The organism is Streptomyces sp. NPDC039736, from assembly GCF_055596485.1.
Window position 1 is genome coordinate 419,709 of sequence record NZ_JBVIUQ010000008.1, and the last position, 19,455, is coordinate 439,163.

Genomic DNA, 19,455 nt, shown 5'->3' on the forward strand with positions numbered 1-19,455 from the left:
ACCCCAGGAGGCGCGCGGGGCACTGCCGTCGGGTCCGTCAGCCCTCGGCCGGCACCGGATCGGCGCCGCGGACGTCGTCGACGGGCACGGCGCGTTCGGGCAGCAGCTCCAGCACCGCCTGCCGGTGCGCCTCGCTGGTGGTGTCGTCGTACGGGTCCGGGGTGGCCGGCACCTGGAGGCGCAGCACCTGACCGGAGCCCAGCCGGGCGTAGCCGCGCCCGGCCGGGACGTCGGGGGTGGGCGTGGTGTGCGGGGGAGCGCCCAGGACGCCCTCGATCTCGGCGGGGACGGCGGGACCGAGGACCACGCGGGCGCGGGTGTGCGCGCGCACCGGGTCGCTGAGCGAGTCCAGGGTGTCGAACTGCTCGGCCACCACCACGGTGACGTTCGCCGCCCGGCCGTGCCGCAGCGGCACCTGGAGGAGCTGCTGCGGGTCCGGGCGGCCGTCGGCGGCGGCCAGGTGCGCGAAGACCCCGGGGCGGTCCAGGAGGATCCACAGCGGACGCCGGGTGTCGTCGGGGGCGGGCAGGCCCGCCTGCCGGGCCCGGTTCGCGCAGGTCAGCCGGCGCTCGGTCTCGGCGGCGGCCCACTCCAGCGCGGCCAGCGCGCCGGCCAGCCCGCACTCGACGGCCAGCACCCCTTCGCGCCCGGCCAGGCAGGCGTACTCGCCGGTGCCGCTGCCCTCCGCGATCAGCACGTCGCCGTCCTCCAGCGCCTGGAGGGCGATGGAACGCACCAGGGTGGTGGTGCCGGCGCCGGGCTGGCCGACGACCAGCAGGTGCGGCTCCGTGGAACGCGGACCCGTCCGCCAGATTACCGGGGTGGCGTCGTGGCACGCGTCGCCGCCCTGTACGGGGACGGTGCGGGGCACCGCGCCGGTGTCCGTGAAGCCGAGGACGGTCTCGCCGGGAGCGGTGACGAAGCGCTGGGCGGCGATCGTGGTGGGGAGCGCGTCCAGCACCGTCATGACGAGCTGGTTGCCCTCCTCGTCCCAGTCGAAGCGGTACTCGCGGCCGCGCCCCGACTTGGCGCCGAGCAGGTGCTCGATGCGGGCCCGGGAGGCGGCCTCGCCGTCGGGGAAGTAGGCGGGGTACCGGATCAGCAGCCGGGACGGGCGGCCCCCCTCGTCGAACGCGTATTCACTGAAGGCCCCGTCCCAGTCGCCGCCGTGCGCGAAGAGCGGGTCGGGGTCGTCGGGGACGGAGAAGTACGGCACCAGCGCCTCGTAGAGGGACCGCAGGCGCTCGATCTGCTCGGGGGCGGGGCCGGTCTGCGCGGGGACGCGTTCGCGCCCCTTCCAGGCGGCCGCGGCCATCACCGTGATCAGGGCGAGCAGCGGCCCGTACGGGATGAGCGCGACCACCAGCACGACGGTGCCCGCCAGGAACAGCGCGGGACCACGCCTGTCCTTCGGGGTCGCCGACCAGCGGGCACGGCCCGCCGCGGCGAGCCTGCGCACGCCGCGGCTGATCGTGATGAGCGGATGGAGCACGTCCGTGGCGCTGTCGGCGGCAGTGCGCGCCAGCTCGCGGCTGCGGGCCACCGAGACACTGCTGCTGCTCAGAATGCGGGGGAGGGGACGCCGGGCCACGTCGGACTCCTGGGGTGGGAAGAGTGGGTGGACGCGGGGTCAGAACTTGATCCCGCCCAAGAGGCTGGCGAGGCTCGCCCCTCCGGCCCTGATGCTCGGGGCGATCGCGGTGCCCGCGAGGTAGAACCCGAAGAGGGCGCAGACCAGGGCGTGCGACGCCTTCAGTCCGTCCTTGCGGAAGAACAGGAAGACGATGATGCCGAGCAGCACGACGCCCGAAATGGACAGGATCATGAGGATTCTCCTGAGTGGTGGGGACGGTCACCATGAGTTGTTCCAGGCTCACAGGAAGTATCCATACCGCAAATCGTGCAATCGGGTTATTTTTCGTCTTTTTCACTGGACCGGCCGAGCCTGCCGGCCTCGCAGTGATCTTTGCCGCCCGGAGCCCGGGTCATGTCGCGACGGGAGCAGTACCCTGTCGATTCACTCGTACGGCTCTCCTGCCGTGCGCCCAGGTCACCGCATGTGAAAGGCAGGCAGTCCGCGATGAGCGAAGCTGTGGACCCCGAGGTCGTCGAGCTGGCGGGCAAGATCTTCGACCTCGCGCGGCAGGGCGGCACCGAGGAGCTCGCCGCCTGCGTCGACGCGGGTGTCTCGCCCGACCTCACCAACGAGAACGGCCAGACGCTGGTGATGCTCGCCGCCTACCACGGGCACGCGGAGACGGTGCGGGCCCTCCTGGCGCGCGGCGCCGACGCGAACCGGGCCAACGACCGGGGCCAGACACCGCTCGCCGGGGCCGTCTTCAAGGGCGAGGAGGCCGTGGTGCGGGTACTCGTCGAGGGCGGCGCCGACCCGGCCGCGGGGACGCCCTCCGCGGTCGACACCGCCCGGATGTTCGAGAAGAAGGACCTGCTGGAGCTGTTCGGCGCCCAGTGAGGCGTTCCTGGTGGGGAGTCCCGGGGGGCGTCGTAAATGTGGTCGCGGTGGAGAAATCGCTGGGTCATCATGACGACGGATTCACAAACACCAGGTGCGGGCATCAGTCGCCGCATTACGGATATGTGGAACGGGCCCACTCGGGGCCACCGATCGAGAGGCAGAGGAAGATGGTCTACATCAAGCGGAAGACTGTGACGGGCGGCCGGGCATGTTGGCGCACCGCGTAGGAACGGCACGTTTCCCCGGTTGCGTCGACAGCTTGATGTGAGGCCTTTTCCCATGTTCGAACCAGTCATAGCGCCGAGCGGCACCTTGCTCGGCCTCCTGCAAAGGGGCAGGGGTGACGGCACGCTGCACGCGCTCGCCGCACCCCGCCCGGAAGCCCTCGCGGCCCTCAACCACTGCGTGCTCAACGACCCGCGCCACGACTGGCAGGTCGAGAACCGCTCGCTCTACTACGCCCGTCTCTACCTGGACCTCGACGGCGGCCTGGAGGAGATCGAGCGCCACCTCTTCGACGTCGAGGACGCCCTCGACACCGAGGAGAACCGCACCGGGCTCGCCCTCGCCGTCCTCGGGCACCTCGCCTCGTACGGCAGGGACGACGCGCTGATGCTGCTGCGCGCGTACGCCAGGACCGGCGCCAACTGGACCTGGGCCCTGGACGAGCTCGCGCTGCGCGACGACGACGGCGGGCTGCGCTCGCTGGCGGGACCCGTGCTGTCCCGGTTCGCCGCCACGCCGGAGGGCGACGCCGCACTGGCGGCCGCCGTCCGGGACGCCTTCGAGCCCCGGCCCTGGCGGCTGTGGGCCGAGGATCCGCGGGAGTCCGTCGGCGGCCGGGTGCGCGCGGCACGGGAACAGGGCTCCTTCGACCGATGGCAGCGGCAGATGCGACCCGCCGGGCCCCGCCCGGGGTGGAGCGTCGAGGCCGTCTTCGAGTGGGCCCAGCAGGGTCTGGAGCGCGGTTCCGTCCTGCACGTGCCGGCCGCGCGGTGCCTGACGGCGGTCGCCGGCCCCGACGATCGTTCAACAATCCTCCGGGTGGCACGTGAAGGCGCCGACGGTGCGCGCTGTGCGGCCCTGCACTACCTGGCCGAGTCACGGGACCCGGCCGTTCTCGACCTGATCGAGGCGGCGGCCGACAGCCCGTCACCGGCCGTCGCCGAGGCCGCCGTCGCCGCCTTCGAGCGGATGTGCGGCTCCGAGGCGGTGGACCGGGCCCGCGGCTGGGTGCACCGGCCGGACGCCCTGGGAGCCTGCGCCGCCGGCGTGCTCTCCTGCCGGGGCGGGGCGCAGGACGCGCCCCTGGTCCTCGGCGCGCTGCGCGAGTCCGTCCGGGCCGACGGCCCCGACGCCTCCCTGTTGTGGACCCTGGTCGACGGCGCCGGACGGCTCGGCATCTGTGCCGCGGCCCCCGTACTGCGCCACATCTACCGGGAGACCGCCTCCTCCCACTTGCGGCAGCGCGCGGCAGGCGCCCTGGCCGCCACCGATCCGTCCTTCGCCTCCGGCTTCGCCGTCGAGTGCCTGTGGGACTGCGAGGAGACGACGCGGGAGGTCGCGGCGCGGCACGCCGAGACCGGCGACGCGCGCGTGGCCGACCGCCTGCGGCGGCTGGCCGCCGACCCGGCCGAGGAGGCCGAGGTGCAGACCGCCGTACGCAGCCGGATGGGGCCGGACGCGACGGCCGTGTGAGCGCGGGGGCGGCGGTCCCGGAGGGCATCCGGGACCGCCGCCCCCTTTTCCCTGCGTCGGGGAGCCTCCTGGGCGTACGTACGGGAAGCCTCCTGGGAGCTCGGCACCTGTGTCGGTACGGCTGCCGTCTCAGGCCACCCGGTACTGCTCGTCGCGGGCGTCCGTGACGAACATCCGCCCCGGCGCGTGCGTCAGCGCGAACGGCGGCCGGGACGCCGCCACCACGGCCTGCAACGTCACCCCGCACGCCCAGAACACCGGAATGTCCCCCGGCTCCGCCACCACCGCGTCCCCGAAGTCGGGCCGGGACAGGTCGGCGATGCCCAGCCCGCCCGGCTCCCCGCAGTGCACCGGGCTGCCGTGCACCGAGGGCAGCAGGGCGCTCTCGGAGATGGCCGCGCCGAGCAGCTCGGGCGGCACCGGCCGCATCGACACCACCATCGGCCCGCGCAACCGCCCCGCCGGACGGCAGGGCCGCCGGGTCGTGTACATCGGCACGGTGCGCCCCTGCTCGACATGGCGCATCGGCACGCCCGCGGCCACCAGCGCCGTCTCGAAGGTGAAGCTGCACCCGACCAGGAACGTCACCAGGTCCTCGCGCCAGTGCCGGACGACGTCGCCCGGCTCCTCGACCGGTTCGCCGTGCCGCCAGACCCGGTAACCCGGCAGGTCCGTACGCAGGTCCGCGCCCGGTGCCAGCGGTGTCGTCCACGCCCCGGCGTCGGTGACGTCCAGCACCGGGCACGGCTTCGGGTTGCGCTGGCAGAACAGCAGTACGTCGTACGCCCAGTCCGCCGGCACCGCCAGCAGGTTGGCCTGCACGTACCCGGGCGCCCAGCCCGCCGTCGTGCCCCTGGCACCCGCCCGGCACCGCTCCCGGGCCTCGCGCGGCGCCCGCGCCGTCGCCACGTCCGTCACGGTCACACCAGCTCCCTGCCGCGCGTCTCCGGCAGCCCGAGGAGTGCCACCACGGCCAGGCCGTAGCCGACCGCGCCGAACACCAGCGCCCCGCCGACACCCCAACTGCCCGACAGGAACCCCACCATGGTCGGGAAGAACGCCCCCACGGCACGGCCCGTGTTGTACGTGAACCCCTGGCCCGTGCCGCGCACCGCCGTCGGGTACAGCTCGCTCAGGAAGGAGCCGAAGCCGCTGAAGATGGCCGACATGCAGAACCCCAGCGGAAAACCGAGCACCAGGACCAGGCCGTTCGCACCCGCGGGGATGTTCGTGTACGCCAGGATGCAGATCGCCGAGAGCACCGCGAACAGGGCGATGTTCTTCTTCCGGCCCAGCACGTCGGTGAGGTACCCGCCGCACAGGTAGCCGACGAACGCGCCGGAGATCAGGAATGTCAGGTAGCCGCCCGTGCCGACCACGGTCAGCCCGCGCTCCGTCTTGAGGTACGTCGGGACCCACGTCGCCAGCGTGTAGTAGCCGCCCTGCACTCCGGTCGACAGCAGCACGGCGAACAGGGTGGTGCCCAGCAGGTCCCGCCGGAAGATGGCGGCGAAGGACCCCCTGTGGCCGCTCTCGCGCCGCTGCGCCGCCGCCTGGGGGGCGTCGCTCACATTGCGGCGTACGTACACCAGCAGCAGCGCCGGCAGCGCGCCCGTCCAGAACAGCACCCGCCAGGCGGTGTCCTGGTCGAGGAACTGGAACACCAGCGTGGAGACGACGACGGCGAGCGCCCAGCCCGCCGCCCACGCGCTCTGCACCGCGCCGAGGGTGCGCCCGCGGTTCTTGGCGGTGGCGTACTCGGCGACCAGGATCGCGCCGACCGCCCACTCGCCGCCGAAGCCGAGGCCCTGGAGGGCCCGGAAGACCAGCAGCGTCTCGTAGTCGGGCGCGAAGCCGCACGCCACGGTGAACACCGCGTAGGTGGCCACCGTGATCATCAGGGCCCGCACCCGGCCGATGCGGTCGGCGACGATGCCCGCGATCGCGCCGCCCACCGCCGAGACCACCAGGGTCACCGTGGTCAGCAGGCCCGTCTGCCCGTTGTCCAGGGCGAAGTACGCGGAGATCGCGAACATGCCCAGGGGGAGGGTGAAGAAGTCGTAGGAGTCCAGGGCGTATCCGCCGAACGCCCCGCCGAAGGCCCGCCGCCCCTTCGGCCCCAGCGCGCGGAGCCAGCCGAACGCGCCGCCGTCCTCGGGGAGTTCGCCCTGCTGCTTGTGTGCCTGTGTCGTACTCATCTGCGCCTCGCTCGTCAGGGGAGGGGAGAGCCGTTCAGGGGTCGTGCACCGTCACGGACCGGGTACGTCCACGGACGCTTCCCTTCACGGGCCGTGCACTTCACGGTCCGTGTGCTCCCACGGACCGTGCGCTTTCGTCAACGTAGGGGATTGTTGAACGATCCGACAAGGCTTCTGTTCGTACATTCTTCGTTCCTACGAAGTCTTCTACGATGGAGGAGCCCACCGGAACACGCCGGTGCGGCAGGGGAGTTGGGGGCACTGTCGTGACGACGGACACCGGAGTGGGCAGCCTGGCGGACGACCGCCCGCTGCTGGGCCGCACCAGCACGGCGGAACGCGTCGCCGACGTCCTGCGCACCCGTATCGCCGAGGGGTACTTCCCGCCCGGGGAACGGCTCTCCGAGGACAGCATCGGCAAGGCGCTCGGCGTCTCCCGCAACACCCTGCGCGAGGCCTTCCGGCTGCTCACCCACGAGCGCCTGCTCGTCCACGAACTCAACCGGGGCGTCTTCGTCCGCGTGCTCGCCGTGGCGGACGTCGAGGACATCTACCGCACCCGCCGGCTGGTGGAGTGCGCCGTCGTGCGGGGACTGGGCGAGCCGCCCTACGCCGTCGGCGCCCTCGACGCCGCCGTCACCGAGGGCGAGCGGGCCGCCGCGACCGGTGACTGGAAGCGCGTCTCGACCGCCAACATCCACTTCCACCGCGAACTCGTCGCCCTCGCGGGCAGCCCCCGCACCGACGAGCTCATGCGCGGCGTCCTGGCCGAACTGCGCCTCGCCTTCCACGTCGTGTCCGACCCGCACGGCCTGCACCAGCCCTACCTGGTGCGCAACCGCATGATCGTCGGGGCGCTGGAGCTCGGCGACCGCGCCCGCGCGGAGAAGCTTCTCGCGCGCTACCTGGACGACTCGCGGGCCAACCTCGTGGAGGTGTACACCCGCCACATCGAGAGCGGCGACTGGACGGTCTGAACGGCGCGCCCGGTCCGGGGGCCGTCCCCCTCGAACCGGCGGCGCGAGCGGTCCCATCTGGGCCGTTTCGACCGTTGTCAGTGCGAGGACCTAATCTGTGCCACGTGACTTCGCCTGCCTCGACGGATACCACCACGGAATTCGCCGCACCCCAGCTCAGCGCGGGGCCGCGCCCCGCCCCGGGCCCGGCCGCCGACGAAGGGCTCGCGCGGCGGCTGCGCGCGCTCGCGTGCACCGCGCCGCTGCACGACCTCGACGTGCGCAAGGCCAACCTGGCGGGCGAGTACACGGTCTACGCGATGGCCGAGGTGGCCCTCGCCGCGATCGACCTGATCACGCTCAACATGGACTTCGACACCGGCGCCGACCACGAGCAGATCCTCTCCCGGCTGCTGCCCCGCGTCGCCGCCCAGGCGCCCCGCCGCCCCGCCGCCGAGCACGAGCGCGTCGCCCGCTGGGTGCTGGAGAACCTGATCAACGTCGGCAGCGTCGACCGGGGTTTCCGCGCCGTCTACGGCACCTTCTCCGCCGACGGCGTCTACACCCGCCGCGACTACGACTTCAAACTCGTCGAGGAGGTCGCCGGATACGGCGGCGGAGTCTTCCTGCGCACCACCGACGAAGCCGTCAACGTCCTGGTCGGCGCCCTCGACACGGACGTCACCAGCGCCCAGATCGCCGCCGAGGTCAAGCTGGAGGTCCTGATCAACCGGGGCCGCCTCGCCGACGCCCAGCTCGCCGCCGAACAGGCCCGCTACCGCACGGTCCAGTACGCCGAGACGCTGCGCCGCACCCTGGAGGCCACCCGGCGCAACGTCCGCGCGGTCGACTGGCTCAACGCCGTACCGGACATGATCGCCGAGGCCCTCGACCACGTCGCCGACCGCTACCGCCACGAGAACGCGATCCTCACCAACATCCGCAAGGCCCGCGACGAGTCCGAGGAGCCCGAGCAGAAGCGCCGCGCCGCCGAACTCGTCGACATCGTCAAGGACTGCATCCGCCGCCACACCCAGCTCCAGTCCCGCCTGCTGGAGGCCGGACCGCTGTTCCGCGCCGAGCAGGACCGGCAGGCCTTCGCCCCCCTCTCCGCGCACTCCGGCCTCGACCTGTACGGCCAACTGGTCGCCCCGGCACTGCCGTTGCCCCTGGAGCACGCGATACGCGTCACGGACGCCTTCTTCGCGCACGGGGCCGGGTTCCGCACGCCCACCTCGGTGCGCGTCGGCGACCTCGTCGACATACTTCTCACCCCGCCCGTGGAGCGCGAGCACCTCGGTGCGGAGATGCCCGAGCCCGACCTCGTCGCCACCCCGGACGACAGCCGCTTCAGCGAGGAGCAGCTCGCCGACGCGACGGCCCTGCTCGACCTGCCGCACGACGCGCCCCGCCGCCTCTCGGGCCTCCTGGCCGAGGCCCGCCGCGCGGGCGGCCACGACCTGGCCTACCTGGTCGCCCTGCTCGCGGTGCACGCCGCCAGCCCGCCCGTCGGCACGGCCTACCGCCAGGGCGAGGAGCGCCTGCTCTTCGCCGTCGACGACGGCACCCGGCTCGACGACCCCGACTTCGGCGGCGCCGACCTGATCGTGGGCACGGCCCTCCTCGACTCGGCCGGCATGGCCACCGCCCGCGCGGAGGCGTCATGACCCCCCGCAGCTCCCTAAGCCTCGTCAGCTCCCCGAGTCCCCGCAGCTCCCCGCGCTTCCCCCGTCCCCCCGGGCGGCGGGGCCGCCCCCCGGGGGCGAGGGAGGCACCCCCTGCTCGAGCGAAGCCGAGAGCTTGGGGGAGGGCGGGCAAGGGGGCGGAGCCGCGCCGTCGCGTGCGGGCCGAGACCCCCACCCCCCGGCCCACCCCCATTCCGGCCGCGCGCCACGCCGCCCTCCGCGCCACCGCGGCCGCACGCCACGCCACCGCTCAGCCCGTCCCCGCCATCCCCGCCGCCCCGCACCCCCACCCCGTACCCCCCAAGGAGCCCAGGCCGTGAACGACCCCCACGCAGAGCACCCCCCCGCGTGGAGCGCCGACCCCGTCGACACGGCCCCCGCTCCCGCCCCGGCCCCCCTCACCCCCGCCGACGCCGCCGACGCCGCCCGCCTCGTCTCCTTCGGCCTCCAGCCCAAGCTGCTCCCCGCCCGGGACGCCGAGTACGCCGACCTCCTGCGCCGCTACCGCGAGGAAGCCCCCTTCGCCCGCCTCGCCGACGCCGTCGCCACCGGCCTCGGCCTCGTCGTCCTCGAAGTCTCCACCCGCGCCGGCATGGCCGTCTCCGCCGACGAGGACTCCGTCTTCGCCGTCCGCATGGGCGACTACGCCCGCCGCGCCTCCGCCGAGTCCGCCGACCGCTTCCTGCACGGCCTCGCCCACCTCGCCGTGGCGGCCATGGCCTTCCCGCGCCCCGAGGACCTCGCCGACGACGGCTACGTCGGCCGCCTCACCGTCAACGGCGTCGACGCCTTCGTCCGCCAGGCCTGCCGCCGCCTCGAAGAGCGCGCCGAGGAGGCGGGGGAGAACACCGACCCCACCACCGACGCCCCCGGCCTGGAAGCCGCCTGGCGCGTCTACTCCCGCCGCAGCGCCACCGGCGCCACCAAGGACGCCCGCCGCCTCGCCGGCTCCACCACCGGCATCGTCGGCAAGGCCATGGCCTTCCTCACCGACTCCGGCTTCCTCCAGCGCACCGGCGACGACGCGGGCGGCTCCTACCGCACCACCGCCCGCTACCAGCTCCAGGTCCGCGACCTGGCGGGCAACGCCGCCCTGGCCGAACTCCTGGAACTGGGCATCGTCCCCGTCACCGACGGCACCGCCACCCTCGTGCCGCCCACCGACGCCGACGACCTCGGCCTCCCGGCCGACGCCGGCCTGCCCTTCCACGCGTAGCACCGCCGAGACGACCGAAGACAGACGCAGAAGAGACTGAGCCGCCATGTACGAGTTGTCCCGGGTCCGCCTGTACTCCATCGGCCCCGCCGGAGCGCGCTACGCCGACACCGTCCTCGACCTGCGCGGAGTCGGCGCACCCGTGCCGAATCCCGCGCCCACCCAGGCGGAGTTCTTCGAGGAGGAGCCCGTCGGCCCGCCGCGCCGCCCCGCGCCCGCGGGCGTGCTCTTCCTGGAGAACGGCGGCGGCAAGTCCGTCCTGCTCAAGCTGATCTTCTCGGTGATGCTCCCCGGCCACCGCAACACCCTCGGCGGCGCCAGCTCCGGCGTGCTGCGCAAGTTCCTGCTGGCCGACGACTGCGGGCACGTCGCCCTGGAGTGGCAGCACACCCTCACCGGCGAGTGCGTCGTCGTCGGCAAGGTCAGCGAGTGGCGCGGCCGTCAGGTCTCGGGCGACCCCCGGAAGTTCGCCGAGGCCTGGTACTCCTTCCGCCCCGGCCCCGGCCTCAGCCTGGACTCCCTCCCCGTCGCCGAGTCCACCGCCGTACGCCCTTCCGCCGAGGGCGCGTCCGGCGCGCAGGGCCGCCGCCGCACCATGAAGGGCTTCCGCGACGCGATCACCGAGGCGGGCAAGTCGTACCCCCACCTCGACGTCCACTGGGAGGAGATCCACGACCGCTGGAACGAGCACCTCACCGAGCTCGGCCTCGACCCCGAACTCTTCCGCTACCAGCGCGAGATGAACGCCGACGAGGGCGAGGCCGCCGGCCTCTTCGCGGTCAAGAAGGACTCCGACTTCACCGACCTCCTGCTGCGCGCCGTCACCGACACCCGCGACACCGACGGCCTCGCCGACCTCGTCCACGGCTTCGGCAACAAACTCGGCCGCCGCGCCGAACTGATGGCCGAACGCGACTTCACCGCCGGCTCCGTCGACCTGCTCGGCCGCATCGTCGAGGCCGCCGACACGCGCGCGCGTGCCCGCGACGTCCACAGCGCCGCCGAACGCCGCACCCGCACGCTGGCGCGCCGCCTCTCCGCCCGCGCCGCCGAGGAACGCGGCCGTACGGCGGAACTCGCGCAACAGGTGGCCGCCGCCGCGCACACCGTGACCGAGGCCGAGACGGCGCGCGGCCACGGCGCGCTCATCTCCGCCGAACTCGCCTACCGCCACGCCTCCCTGTCCCTCGCCGCCGCCGAGAAGAGCGCCGCCGCCCAGCGCAAGGAGCTCGCCGACGCGCGCACCCTGCACGCCGCCTGGCAGGCCGCCGAGGCGGTGCTGCGCCACCGCGCCGCCGCCGACCGGTCCGCCCGCGTCGCCGTCGCCATCCGCGACGCCGAGCGCGACGCGGCCCCGGCGCTCGCCGCCCGCGCCACCGCCGCCGTCGATCTCGTACGAGCGCTCCACAGCGCCGCCGAGGACGGCGAGCGCGTCGCCGCCGAGCAGGAGGAACGCTCCGCCGCCCTCCAGGAGGCCGGCGAGGCCGCGCACCGCGACGCCACCGTCGCCGCCACCGAGGCGCAGCGCGCCCGCAGCGAGATCGGCCACCTGCGCCAGCGCCTCGCGGAGGTCGAGCAGGAGACGAGCGAAGCGGTACGGGCCGGCTGGCTCGACGACAGCGCCCCCGACGCCGACCCGGCGCGCGCCGCCCTCGCGGCCTCCGACGCCGAGAAGAGCGCCGTCGCCGCCTGGGACACCGCGCGCGAGGCCGCCCGTACGACAGCGGACCGGGCCCGCGAGGCCGCCGCCGAGGACGCCCGCGCCGAACTCACCGCCGCCCGCGCCGCCGACGCCGCCCGGGCGGCCACGGCCGCGTACGAGGCGGAGCACCGGGCCGCCGCCTCCATCGCGGCCGAGGAGCGCCTCGCGGAGCTGCTCAGCCTGCCCGCCGCCGACTCCGGCGCCGCCTTCCCGCAGCCGCGCAGCGGCGACGGCGAGGCCAGTGACGCGGAGCACGGATCCTCCGGTGCGTCACCCGCGTCCCCCTCCTCGTCCGCGTCGCCCGACGCCGCCGCGCCCGGCGCCCGGCGCCCGGCCACCGCGACCGCGCCCCGCACCCGCCGCCCCGTCGCCGAAGGCCCCCTCACCGTCGAGGAGCTGGACCGCAACGCCGAGGAACTCCTCGCCCTCCTGGACCGGGGCGTCACCGCCGCCGAACGCCAGCTCTTCGAACTGCGCACCGCCGCCGCCGACGACTCCCGCATCCTCGGCGCGCTCGGTGACGGCGGCCTCCTGCCGCCCAGCCCCGACGTCCTGGCCACCGTCGAGTACCTCGGCGAGCACGGCATCCCGGCCCTGCCCGGCTGGCGCTACCTCGCCCAGGCCGTCGACCCCGCCGACCACGCGGCCGTCCTCGCCGCCCGCCCCGAACTCGTCGACGGCGTCGTCATCACCGACCCCGCCTCGCACGCCCGGGCCAGGGAAGCGCTCGTGGGCGCCGCCCTGCTGCCGCGTTCCGCCGTCGCCGTCGGCACGGCCTCCGCGCTGCTCGCGCCGGTGCCGGGCACCAGCGACTCCGCGGACCCGGGGGCGGTCTTCCTGGTACCGCCGAACCCGGCCATGCACGACGAGCACGCCGCCGACGAGGAGCGGCAGGCGCTGCGCGAGCGGGCCGCCGCCCGCGACGAGGAGATCCGCACCCTCGCCGCCCGCCTGACCGGCGACCGCACGCTGGCCGCCCGGCTCGGCTCCTGGCGCGAGGACTGCCCGCCCGGCATGCTCGCCGAGCTGAAGGAGGCTGCCGCCCGCGCCCGGGAGGCCGCCGACGCCGCCGACGCCGTCCTCGCGGAAGCCCGTACGGTACGGGCCGAGGCCGACGAGGCGGCCGCCGACGCCGCCCGCGTACGGGAGGAACGCCAGGAGGCCGCCCAGCGCGCCCGCCGGGCCGCCGACGTCCTGGCCGGTCTCGCCCACCGGCTGCGCGAACGCGCCGGATGGCAGGCCAAGCTGCGCGAACTCGCCGACGAGGCCGCCGAGTCGGAGGCCCGCGCCGCCACCTGCCTGGAGCGCGCCAAGGCCGCCGACGAGGACCGCCGCACCGCCCAGCGCACCGCCGACGACGCCCACCGCACCTCCCGCACCCTGCGCGCCGAGCGCGCCGAGATCGCGGGCGCCCCCGAGACGCTCCCGGAGCCCGACCCGGACGCCCCGCGCGCGGCACTGCCCGCACTGCGCGAGGCCTACCGGGCCGCGTCCCAGCTCTACGAGAAGGTCGGCGTCGGCGCGGACCTGCGCGCCGAACAGGCCCGCGCGGAGAGCGACGAGAGCGCCGCCCTCGCCGAACTCAACCGCCTCAGCAACAAGGTCCGCACCCGGGCCGGCCAGCTCCTGGAGAGCAACGACGGCGCCGACGGCCCGTCCCGCCAGGCCGCCGTCGCCCGCGCCGAGTCCCTGGTCCAGACCCTGGAGAGCCGGGCGTCCACCGCCAGCGAGCAGCTCGGCCGGCTGCGCGGCGAGGCCGAACGGCTGGCCCCCGAGGACGGCGCGTCGCACACCGGGCTGCCCGCGGACCTGGTGCCCTCCGACGCCGAGCACGCGCAGGCCCTGCTGCGCACCGCCACCGCCGAACTCGCCTCCCGCACCGCCGCGCTGGAGACCGCCCGCGCGGCGCACGGCGAACTGCTGCACGCGCACCGCGCCGCCGAGGACGCGGCCGGCGGCTTCGACGAGACGGCGGCCCTCCTGCGCGACCTGCTGCGCGACCACCACCAGGACGAGGAGGGCCAGGAGGACCCCGAGCCCTACCCCGGCACCCTGGAGGAGGCCCGGCACTCCGCCGCCGAGGCGCGCCGCTCCCTGCGCGGCTGCACGGGCGACCTGTCGACCGCCGAGGCCGCCGTCCGCGAGGCGAGCGACGTCCTCGTACGACACGCCAACGCCAGCCGGTACGAGCAGGTGCGCACCCCCGCCCGCCAGCAGATCAGGGAGCTGCCCGCGGCCGCCCTGCCCGAGCACGCGGCGGCGTGGGAGGCGGCCTTCGCGCCCCGACTGCGCGTCCTCACCGACGAGTTGGCCCAGTTGGAGCGCAACCGCGACAGCATCGTGGACCGGCTGCGCGGGCTGGTGGAATCCGCGCTGGCCACCCTGCGCTCGGCACAGCGGCTCTCGCAGTTGCCCGAGGGCCTGGGGGAGTGGTCGGGGCAGGAGTTCCTTCGCATCCGCTTCGAGGAGCCCGATCAGGCCACGCTCGTGGAGCGGCTCGGCGAGGTCGTCGACGAGGCGACCCGGGCGGCGGTGAAGAAGAACTCCGACATGCGACGCGACGGAATGTCGCTGCTGCTGCGCGGTGTCCAGGCGGCGCTGGAGCCCAAGGGCATCGCGGTGGAGATCCTGAAGCCGGACGCGGTGCTGCGCGCCGAGCGGGTGCCGGTCGGGCAGATGGGCGACGTCTTCTCCGGCGGCCAGTTGCTCACCGCCGCCATCGCCCTGTACTGCACGATGGCCGCGCTGCGCAGCAATGACCGGGGGCGCGACAAGCACCGGCACGCCGGCACGCTCTTCCTCGACAACCCGATCGGGCGCGCCAACGCCACGTACCTGCTGGAACTCCAGCGGGCCGTCTCCGACGCGCTCGGCGTGCAGCTCCTCTACACGACCGGCCTGTTCGACACGACGGCGCTCGCGGAGTTCCCGCTGGTCATCCGGCTGCGCAACGACGCGGACCTCAGGGCGGGCCTGAAGTACATCAGCGTCGAGGAGCACCTGCGGCCGGGGCTGCCGCAGCAGAGCACCGAGGGCGAGACCATCCACGGCGAGATCACGGCGACCCGGATGTTCCGCCGCACCCCGGCGGAGGAGCCGCAGGCAGAGTAGCCGGCGGGCCGGGGAAGCGGCGGCCCGCGCCGCTTCCCCGGCCCACCGGACCCCACCCGCGCCCGCCGCTCACCCACCGGCCGGCGGGCCCGTACCGGCAGCGGCCCCTCGGCCCGGTCCGAACGCGAGCCGGGCGCCCCTCACGCCTCCGACAGCCGCCCCGAGCCGCGGTGTCCGCGCGGACCCCGGCTCCGTATGCGCTCGTCCTTGCGTGCCGCGCGCCGTGCGTCGCGCCGCTCCCGCCGCAACTGCCGCGCCGTGCTGCTCGGCACGGACACCACCCCCATGCGCTGGTTCCACACCTGCCGGGTGATCCACACGTCCAGCACCCCCCAGGTCGCCGCCACCGTGCTCGCCACGGTGCTCAGCACCATCGGGAACGCCAGCCAGGACCCCGCCAGCGTGCTCAGGAAGGCGATCATCGCCTGTGTCAGCGTCAGCGCCACGATGATCACCGCGCGTACCGCCGACGTCCGCACCGGGTCCGGCAACCGCCACCGCACCGCGGGCTCCTCGACCCACAACGGCCGTGGCCCTTCCTGCTCCTCCCGCCCCTCGTCCGCCGCACCGGGACGTTCCTGCGTGTTCATGACCGCATACTCCCCACCGTTCAACTCAGGCCCGGAATCCGTGCCTTCAGGAGTGCCTGCCCGGCTTGTGGTGCCTCACGCAGCCACCTCCTGCTCCCGTTCGTCTCCCCGTACACAAGGACGAGCATGCGACCCGAAAGATTCCCGCACACAGGACACGGAACGAACACATCCGGCCATCCCGAGAAGTCCGGAGCAGCGCCTTCCGCCCGGTGTCCTGTGCCACTGGCACGGTATTCAACTCCCGTATTGCCTGGACAAGTCATGATCCCGAGAGGGCCGGGCGGCTGAAAATCGACCGGACGAGTCTTCGAGTTGCCCATGGTGCAGTAGTAGGCTCACGCCGTTTGTTGACGCTGCGCGTTGACGAAGGCAGGGAACGGGCCGCCGCGGAGCGCCCGAACGAGACGGAACACCACCCCGCCGCGCGGGGTTGAGCTGGGGGAGGCCATGCGCTTTCGCGGAAAGTCCATCCGCCGGAAGATCGTGGCGTTGCTGCTGGTGCCGCTCGTCTCCCTCACCGCCCTCTGGGGCTTCGCCACCGTCCTCACCGGACGCGAGGCGAGCGAACTCCTCGAAGTCTCCTACGTCGTGGAGAAGATCGGCTCGCCCGTCGAGGACGCCGTCCAGGTCCTCCAGGCGGAGCGCCGCCAGACCCTCGTCTACCTCGCCGACGAACGCGGCTCCGAGGCGCTCACCGACCTCAGCGCCAAGCGCCGGGCCACCGACACCGCCCTCGCGACCCTGCGCAGGAGCGCCAAGAACCCGGCCATCGTGGGCGAGCTGAACGAACAGTCGGCGAACCGCCTGACCGCCGTCCTCGCCGCGTTCGACACCCTCCCGCCGCTGCGCCGCCTGGTCCAGAACAGCGCGGTCAGCCGCAAGGACGCCCTCACCCGCTACAACATGCTCGTCGACCCCTGCCACACCTTCCTCGCGAACCTGCACGTGGTGCGCGACGTGGAGATGGACAAGCAGGGCCGCGCCCTGGTCGGCGCCACCCGGGCCCGGGAACTCGTCGCCCGCGAGGACGCCCTGATCGCCTCCGCCCTGGTCGCCGGACAGATCACCGCCGACGAGATACGCACCCTCACCGGACTGATCGCGGGCCGCGACATCCTCTACAACACCAGCCTGGAACAGCTCCCCGCGTTCGAGCGCGAGGCCTACGACACCCTGTGGAACGGCCCCGACACCGCCCCCCTGCGCGCCGCCGAGAAGGAACTCCTCGAACAGGGCGCCACCAGGCGGCCCACCGCCGTCAGCGAGCAGACCTGGAAGGACGCCGCCCCGCCCGTCCTGATCAGCCTCGCCCGCCGGGGCACCGAGGCCGGCGACAACTACCAGGACCGCGTCGAACCGGTGGCGTTCAATGTGCTCCTCAAGGCGGGCGCCGCGGGCGTCCTGGGCTTCCTCGCCCTGATCGTCTCCGTCGTGGTCTCCGTCCGCATCGGCCGCTCCCTGGTCCGTGACCTGAACCGGCTCCGCAAGGACGCGCACGAGGCCTCGGGCGTCCGCCTGCCCGCCGTGATGCGCCGCCTCGCGGCGGGCGAGACCGTCGACGTGGAGACCGAGGCGCCGCGCCGGAGTTACGAGAAGGACGAGATGGGCCAGGTCGGCCAGGCCCTCAACACCCTGCAACGGGCCGCCGTCGAGTCCGCGGTGCGCCAGGCCGAGCTGCGCCGCGGCGTCTCCGAGGTCTTCGTCAACCTCGCCCGCCGCAACCAGGTCCTGCTGCACCGGCAGTTGACCCTCCTGGACGCCATGGAGCGCCGCACCGAGGACACCGACGAGCTCGCCGACCTCTTCCGCCTCGACCACCTCACCACCCGCATGCGCCGCCACGCCGAGGGCCTGGTGATCCTCTCCGGTGCCGCCCCGTCCCGGCAGTGGCGCAAGCCCGTCCAGCTGATGGACGTCGTACGGGCGGCCGTCGCCGAGGTCGAGGACTACGAGCGCATCGAGGTCAGGCGGCTGCCGCGGATCGGCGTCGGCGGGCCGGCCGTCGCCGACCTCACGCACCTCATCGCCGAACTCCTGGAGAACGCCACGGTGTTCTCGCCCCCGCACACCGCCGTGCAGGTGCTCGGCGAGCGCGTCGCCAACGGCTTCACCCTGGAGATCCACGACCGGGGGCTGGGCATGGCCACCGACGTCCTCCTGGACGCCAACCTCCGGCTCGCCGAGACGCCCGAGTTCGAGCTCTCCGACACCGACCGCCTCGGCCTCTTCGTGGTCAGCCGCCTCGCCCAGCGGCAGAACGTCCGGGTCTCCCTCCAGCAGTCCCCGTACGGAGGCACCACCGCCGTCGTGTTCATCCCGGCGACCCTCCTGACCGAGGCCCCCGACACGGAGGGCGCCGGCTTCGGCATCGAGCACACCCCCGACCAGGACCGCCACACCCCCGAGCGGGACCGCCACCCCCTCGGCCGGGACCGCCGCACCTCCGACCGCGACCGCGCGGACGAGTCCGCGGGCTCGGGCCGCCGCCAGAACCTCACCGCCGTCGGCCGCACCCCCGCGCCCCGCCCCCGGCTCGACGGCCCCGTCGAACTGGAGGCCCCGCTCGGCAGCCTGGGCCTGGAACCCGCACCCGCCTTCGGCGCCACCGCGCCCGGCGGCCTCCTCGGCGACCTGGACGACACCGAGAGCGAACGCGGCGGCGTCTTCCGCTCCCGCGGCCTGGACAAGCCCCGCCGGGGCCAGGACAAGCCGCGCGGCCGGGGTCCCGCCGACCCGCCCCGGCGCGGCCCCCAGAGCACCGCCCGCCCCCGGATCGCGGACGCGTCCCGCGTGCAGCACCAGCAGGCCCCCGAGCCCGGCCGGGACGGCGCCGAATCGGTCCGCCCGGACGCGCCCGTACCGCTGCCCCGCCGCAAGCCCTCCCTGGTCGCCGAGCACGGCCGCCGGATCGGCCCGCGCACCGAGCAGCCCGCCGCTCCCGCGAGCCCCGAGGAGGCGCCGGCCCCCGGCGCCCTCCCGCGCCGCGTCCGGCAGGCCAGCCTCGCCCCACAGCTCAAGAAGGAGGGGGAGGCGTCCCGCACCGCCGAGGCCCCCCGCCCGGCCGCCGACCCGGAGCCCGAGCGCGACGCCGAGGAAGTGCGCAGCCGGATGGCCTCCCTCCAGCGGGGCTGGCAGCGCGGCCGCCGCGAGAACGAGGCCGAGCCCGCCGCCACCGGACGAGCCGCGACCGTGCCGGCGCCCGACACCGCGCGGGCCGACCGGACCGGGGCGCCCCAGGGCACGCCGGCCGTCGACCGCACCGGGACGACGCCCGGACTCACGCCGGCCGACCGCGCCGGGACCGCGCCCGGCCGCACACCAGCCGACCAGGCCGAGACGGCACCAGGAACGACAGCAGAGGGAGACGGTCGATGACCGCACCGAACGCCGCAGCACACAACGCCTCGGGCCGGGGTTCCGGCGAGCTCAACTGGCTCCTGGACGACCTCGTCGACCGGGTCCGGGCCATCCGCAAGGCCCTGGTCCTGTCCAGCGACGGACTGCCGACCGGCGCCTCCCAGTCCCTGACCAGGGAGGACGGCGAGCACCTCGCCGCCGTCGCCTCCGGCTTCCACAGCCTCGCCAAGGGCGTCGGCAGCCACTTCGAGGCCGGCCGGGTCCGCCAGACCGTCGTCGAGCTGGAGGACGCCTTCCTCTTCGTCACCGCCGCGGGCGACGGCAGTTGCCTCGCCGTCCTGGCCGACGCCGACTCCGACGTGGGCCAGGTCGCGTACGAGATGACGCTCATGGTCAAGCGGGTCGGCGTCCACCTGGGGACCGCCCCCCGGACCGGCCTGCCGGTCAACGGGTGAGCGGAGCC

At 74.5% G+C, this 19,455-nt stretch carries 13 protein-coding genes; 8 read left to right on the forward strand and 5 right to left on the reverse strand.

What is annotated here, in order from left to right:
• Positions 1-37: 37 nt before the first annotated feature.
• Positions 38-1,591, reverse strand: a complete 1,554-nt coding sequence (locus tag ACZ56L_RS26185) for a hypothetical protein (protein WP_471066654.1) — start codon at positions 1,589-1,591, stop codon at positions 38-40.
• Between the two features lie 39 nt (positions 1,592-1,630).
• Complete coding sequence (locus tag ACZ56L_RS26190; protein WP_345225089.1) at positions 1,631-1,825, reverse strand: hypothetical protein; 195 nt, start codon at positions 1,823-1,825, stop codon at positions 1,631-1,633.
• Positions 1,826-2,080: 255 nt separating this feature from the next.
• Here ACZ56L_RS26190 and ACZ56L_RS26195 point away from each other — a divergent pair, with 255 nt between their 5' ends.
• The gene (locus ACZ56L_RS26195; protein WP_345225091.1) at positions 2,081-2,473 is read left to right on the forward strand and encodes an ankyrin repeat domain-containing protein; all 393 of its coding nucleotides are present in this window, start codon (positions 2,081-2,083) and stop codon (positions 2,471-2,473) included.
• 282 nt (positions 2,474-2,755) lie between these two features.
• Entirely contained in the window at positions 2,756-4,174 is a 1,419-nt protein-coding gene (locus tag ACZ56L_RS26200) for a HEAT repeat domain-containing protein (protein ID WP_471066656.1), read from the forward strand.
• Between the two features lie 129 nt (positions 4,175-4,303).
• Here ACZ56L_RS26200 and ACZ56L_RS26205 read toward each other — a convergent pair whose 3' ends face one another.
• On the reverse strand, positions 4,304-5,098 hold the full coding sequence (locus ACZ56L_RS26205; protein WP_401760651.1) for a putative hydro-lyase: 795 nt from the start codon (positions 5,096-5,098) through the stop codon (positions 4,304-4,306).
• Positions 5,095-6,372 carry an MFS transporter gene (locus ACZ56L_RS26210; protein WP_468692978.1) on the reverse strand — a complete coding sequence of 426 codons (1,278 nt, stop codon included), beginning with the start codon at positions 6,370-6,372 and terminating at the stop codon, positions 5,095-5,097. The genes ACZ56L_RS26205 and ACZ56L_RS26210 overlap by 4 nt, the downstream gene beginning before the upstream one ends.
• 266 nt (positions 6,373-6,638) lie before the next feature.
• Here ACZ56L_RS26210 and ACZ56L_RS26215 point away from each other — a divergent pair, with 266 nt between their 5' ends.
• The 4 genes from ACZ56L_RS26215 to ACZ56L_RS26230 all read left to right on the forward strand — a co-directional run bounded on the left by ACZ56L_RS26215 (position 6,639) and on the right by ACZ56L_RS26230 (position 15,042).
• On the forward strand, positions 6,639-7,349 hold the full coding sequence (locus ACZ56L_RS26215) for a GntR family transcriptional regulator (protein ID WP_345225100.1): 711 nt from the start codon (positions 6,639-6,641) through the stop codon (positions 7,347-7,349).
• 104 nt (positions 7,350-7,453) lie between these two features.
• On the forward strand, positions 7,454-8,995 hold the full coding sequence (locus ACZ56L_RS26220; RefSeq protein WP_345225102.1) for a hypothetical protein: 1,542 nt from the start codon (positions 7,454-7,456) through the stop codon (positions 8,993-8,995).
• Between the two features lie 334 nt (positions 8,996-9,329).
• Positions 9,330-10,229 carry a hypothetical protein gene (locus tag ACZ56L_RS26225; protein WP_380837889.1) on the forward strand — a complete coding sequence of 300 codons (900 nt, stop codon included), beginning with the start codon at positions 9,330-9,332 and terminating at the stop codon, positions 10,227-10,229.
• A 46-nt stretch (positions 10,230-10,275) separates the two neighbouring features.
• Complete coding sequence (locus ACZ56L_RS26230) at positions 10,276-15,042, forward strand: hypothetical protein (protein ID WP_468692975.1); 4,767 nt, start codon at positions 10,276-10,278, stop codon at positions 15,040-15,042.
• A 140-nt stretch (positions 15,043-15,182) separates the two neighbouring features.
• On the opposite strand, the gene ACZ56L_RS26235 is transcribed toward ACZ56L_RS26230, so the two are convergent.
• Positions 15,183-15,632: a hypothetical protein gene (locus tag ACZ56L_RS26235; protein WP_468692972.1), complete on the reverse strand. Its 450-nt coding sequence runs from the start codon at positions 15,630-15,632 to the stop codon at positions 15,183-15,185.
• 450 nt (positions 15,633-16,082) lie between these two features.
• On the opposite strand from ACZ56L_RS26235, the gene ACZ56L_RS26240 reads away from it, so the two are divergent.
• Together ACZ56L_RS26240 and ACZ56L_RS26245 are read left to right on the forward strand one after the other, a co-directional pair.
• Complete coding sequence (locus tag ACZ56L_RS26240; protein WP_345225106.1) at positions 16,083-19,010, forward strand: sensor histidine kinase; 2,928 nt, start codon at positions 16,083-16,085, stop codon at positions 19,008-19,010.
• A complete protein-coding gene (locus tag ACZ56L_RS26245; RefSeq protein ID WP_345225108.1) occupies positions 19,007-19,447 on the forward strand; it encodes a roadblock/LC7 domain-containing protein in 441 nt (146 codons plus the stop codon). The genes ACZ56L_RS26240 and ACZ56L_RS26245 overlap by 4 nt, the downstream gene beginning before the upstream one ends.
• Positions 19,448-19,455: the final 8 nt, after the last annotated feature.

Coding starts and splice junctions, on each gene's coding strand:
- ACZ56L_RS26240 (WP_345225106.1), top strand. CDS start 16,083: ATGCGCTTTCGCGGAAAGTCCATCCGCCGGAAGATCGTGGCGTTGCTG.
- ACZ56L_RS26210 (WP_468692978.1), bottom strand. CDS start 6,372: ATGAGTACGACACAGGCACACAAGCAGCAGGGCGAACTCCCCGAGGAC.
- ACZ56L_RS26190 (WP_345225089.1), bottom strand. CDS start 1,825: ATGATCCTGTCCATTTCGGGCGTCGTGCTGCTCGGCATCATCGTCTTC.
- ACZ56L_RS26200 (WP_471066656.1), top strand. CDS start 2,756: ATGTTCGAACCAGTCATAGCGCCGAGCGGCACCTTGCTCGGCCTCCTG.
- ACZ56L_RS26235 (WP_468692972.1), bottom strand. CDS start 15,632: ATGAACACGCAGGAACGTCCCGGTGCGGCGGACGAGGGGCGGGAGGAG.
- ACZ56L_RS26230 (WP_468692975.1), top strand. CDS start 10,276: ATGTACGAGTTGTCCCGGGTCCGCCTGTACTCCATCGGCCCCGCCGGA.
- ACZ56L_RS26245 (WP_345225108.1), top strand. CDS start 19,007: ATGACCGCACCGAACGCCGCAGCACACAACGCCTCGGGCCGGGGTTCC.
- ACZ56L_RS26195 (WP_345225091.1), top strand. CDS start 2,081: ATGAGCGAAGCTGTGGACCCCGAGGTCGTCGAGCTGGCGGGCAAGATC.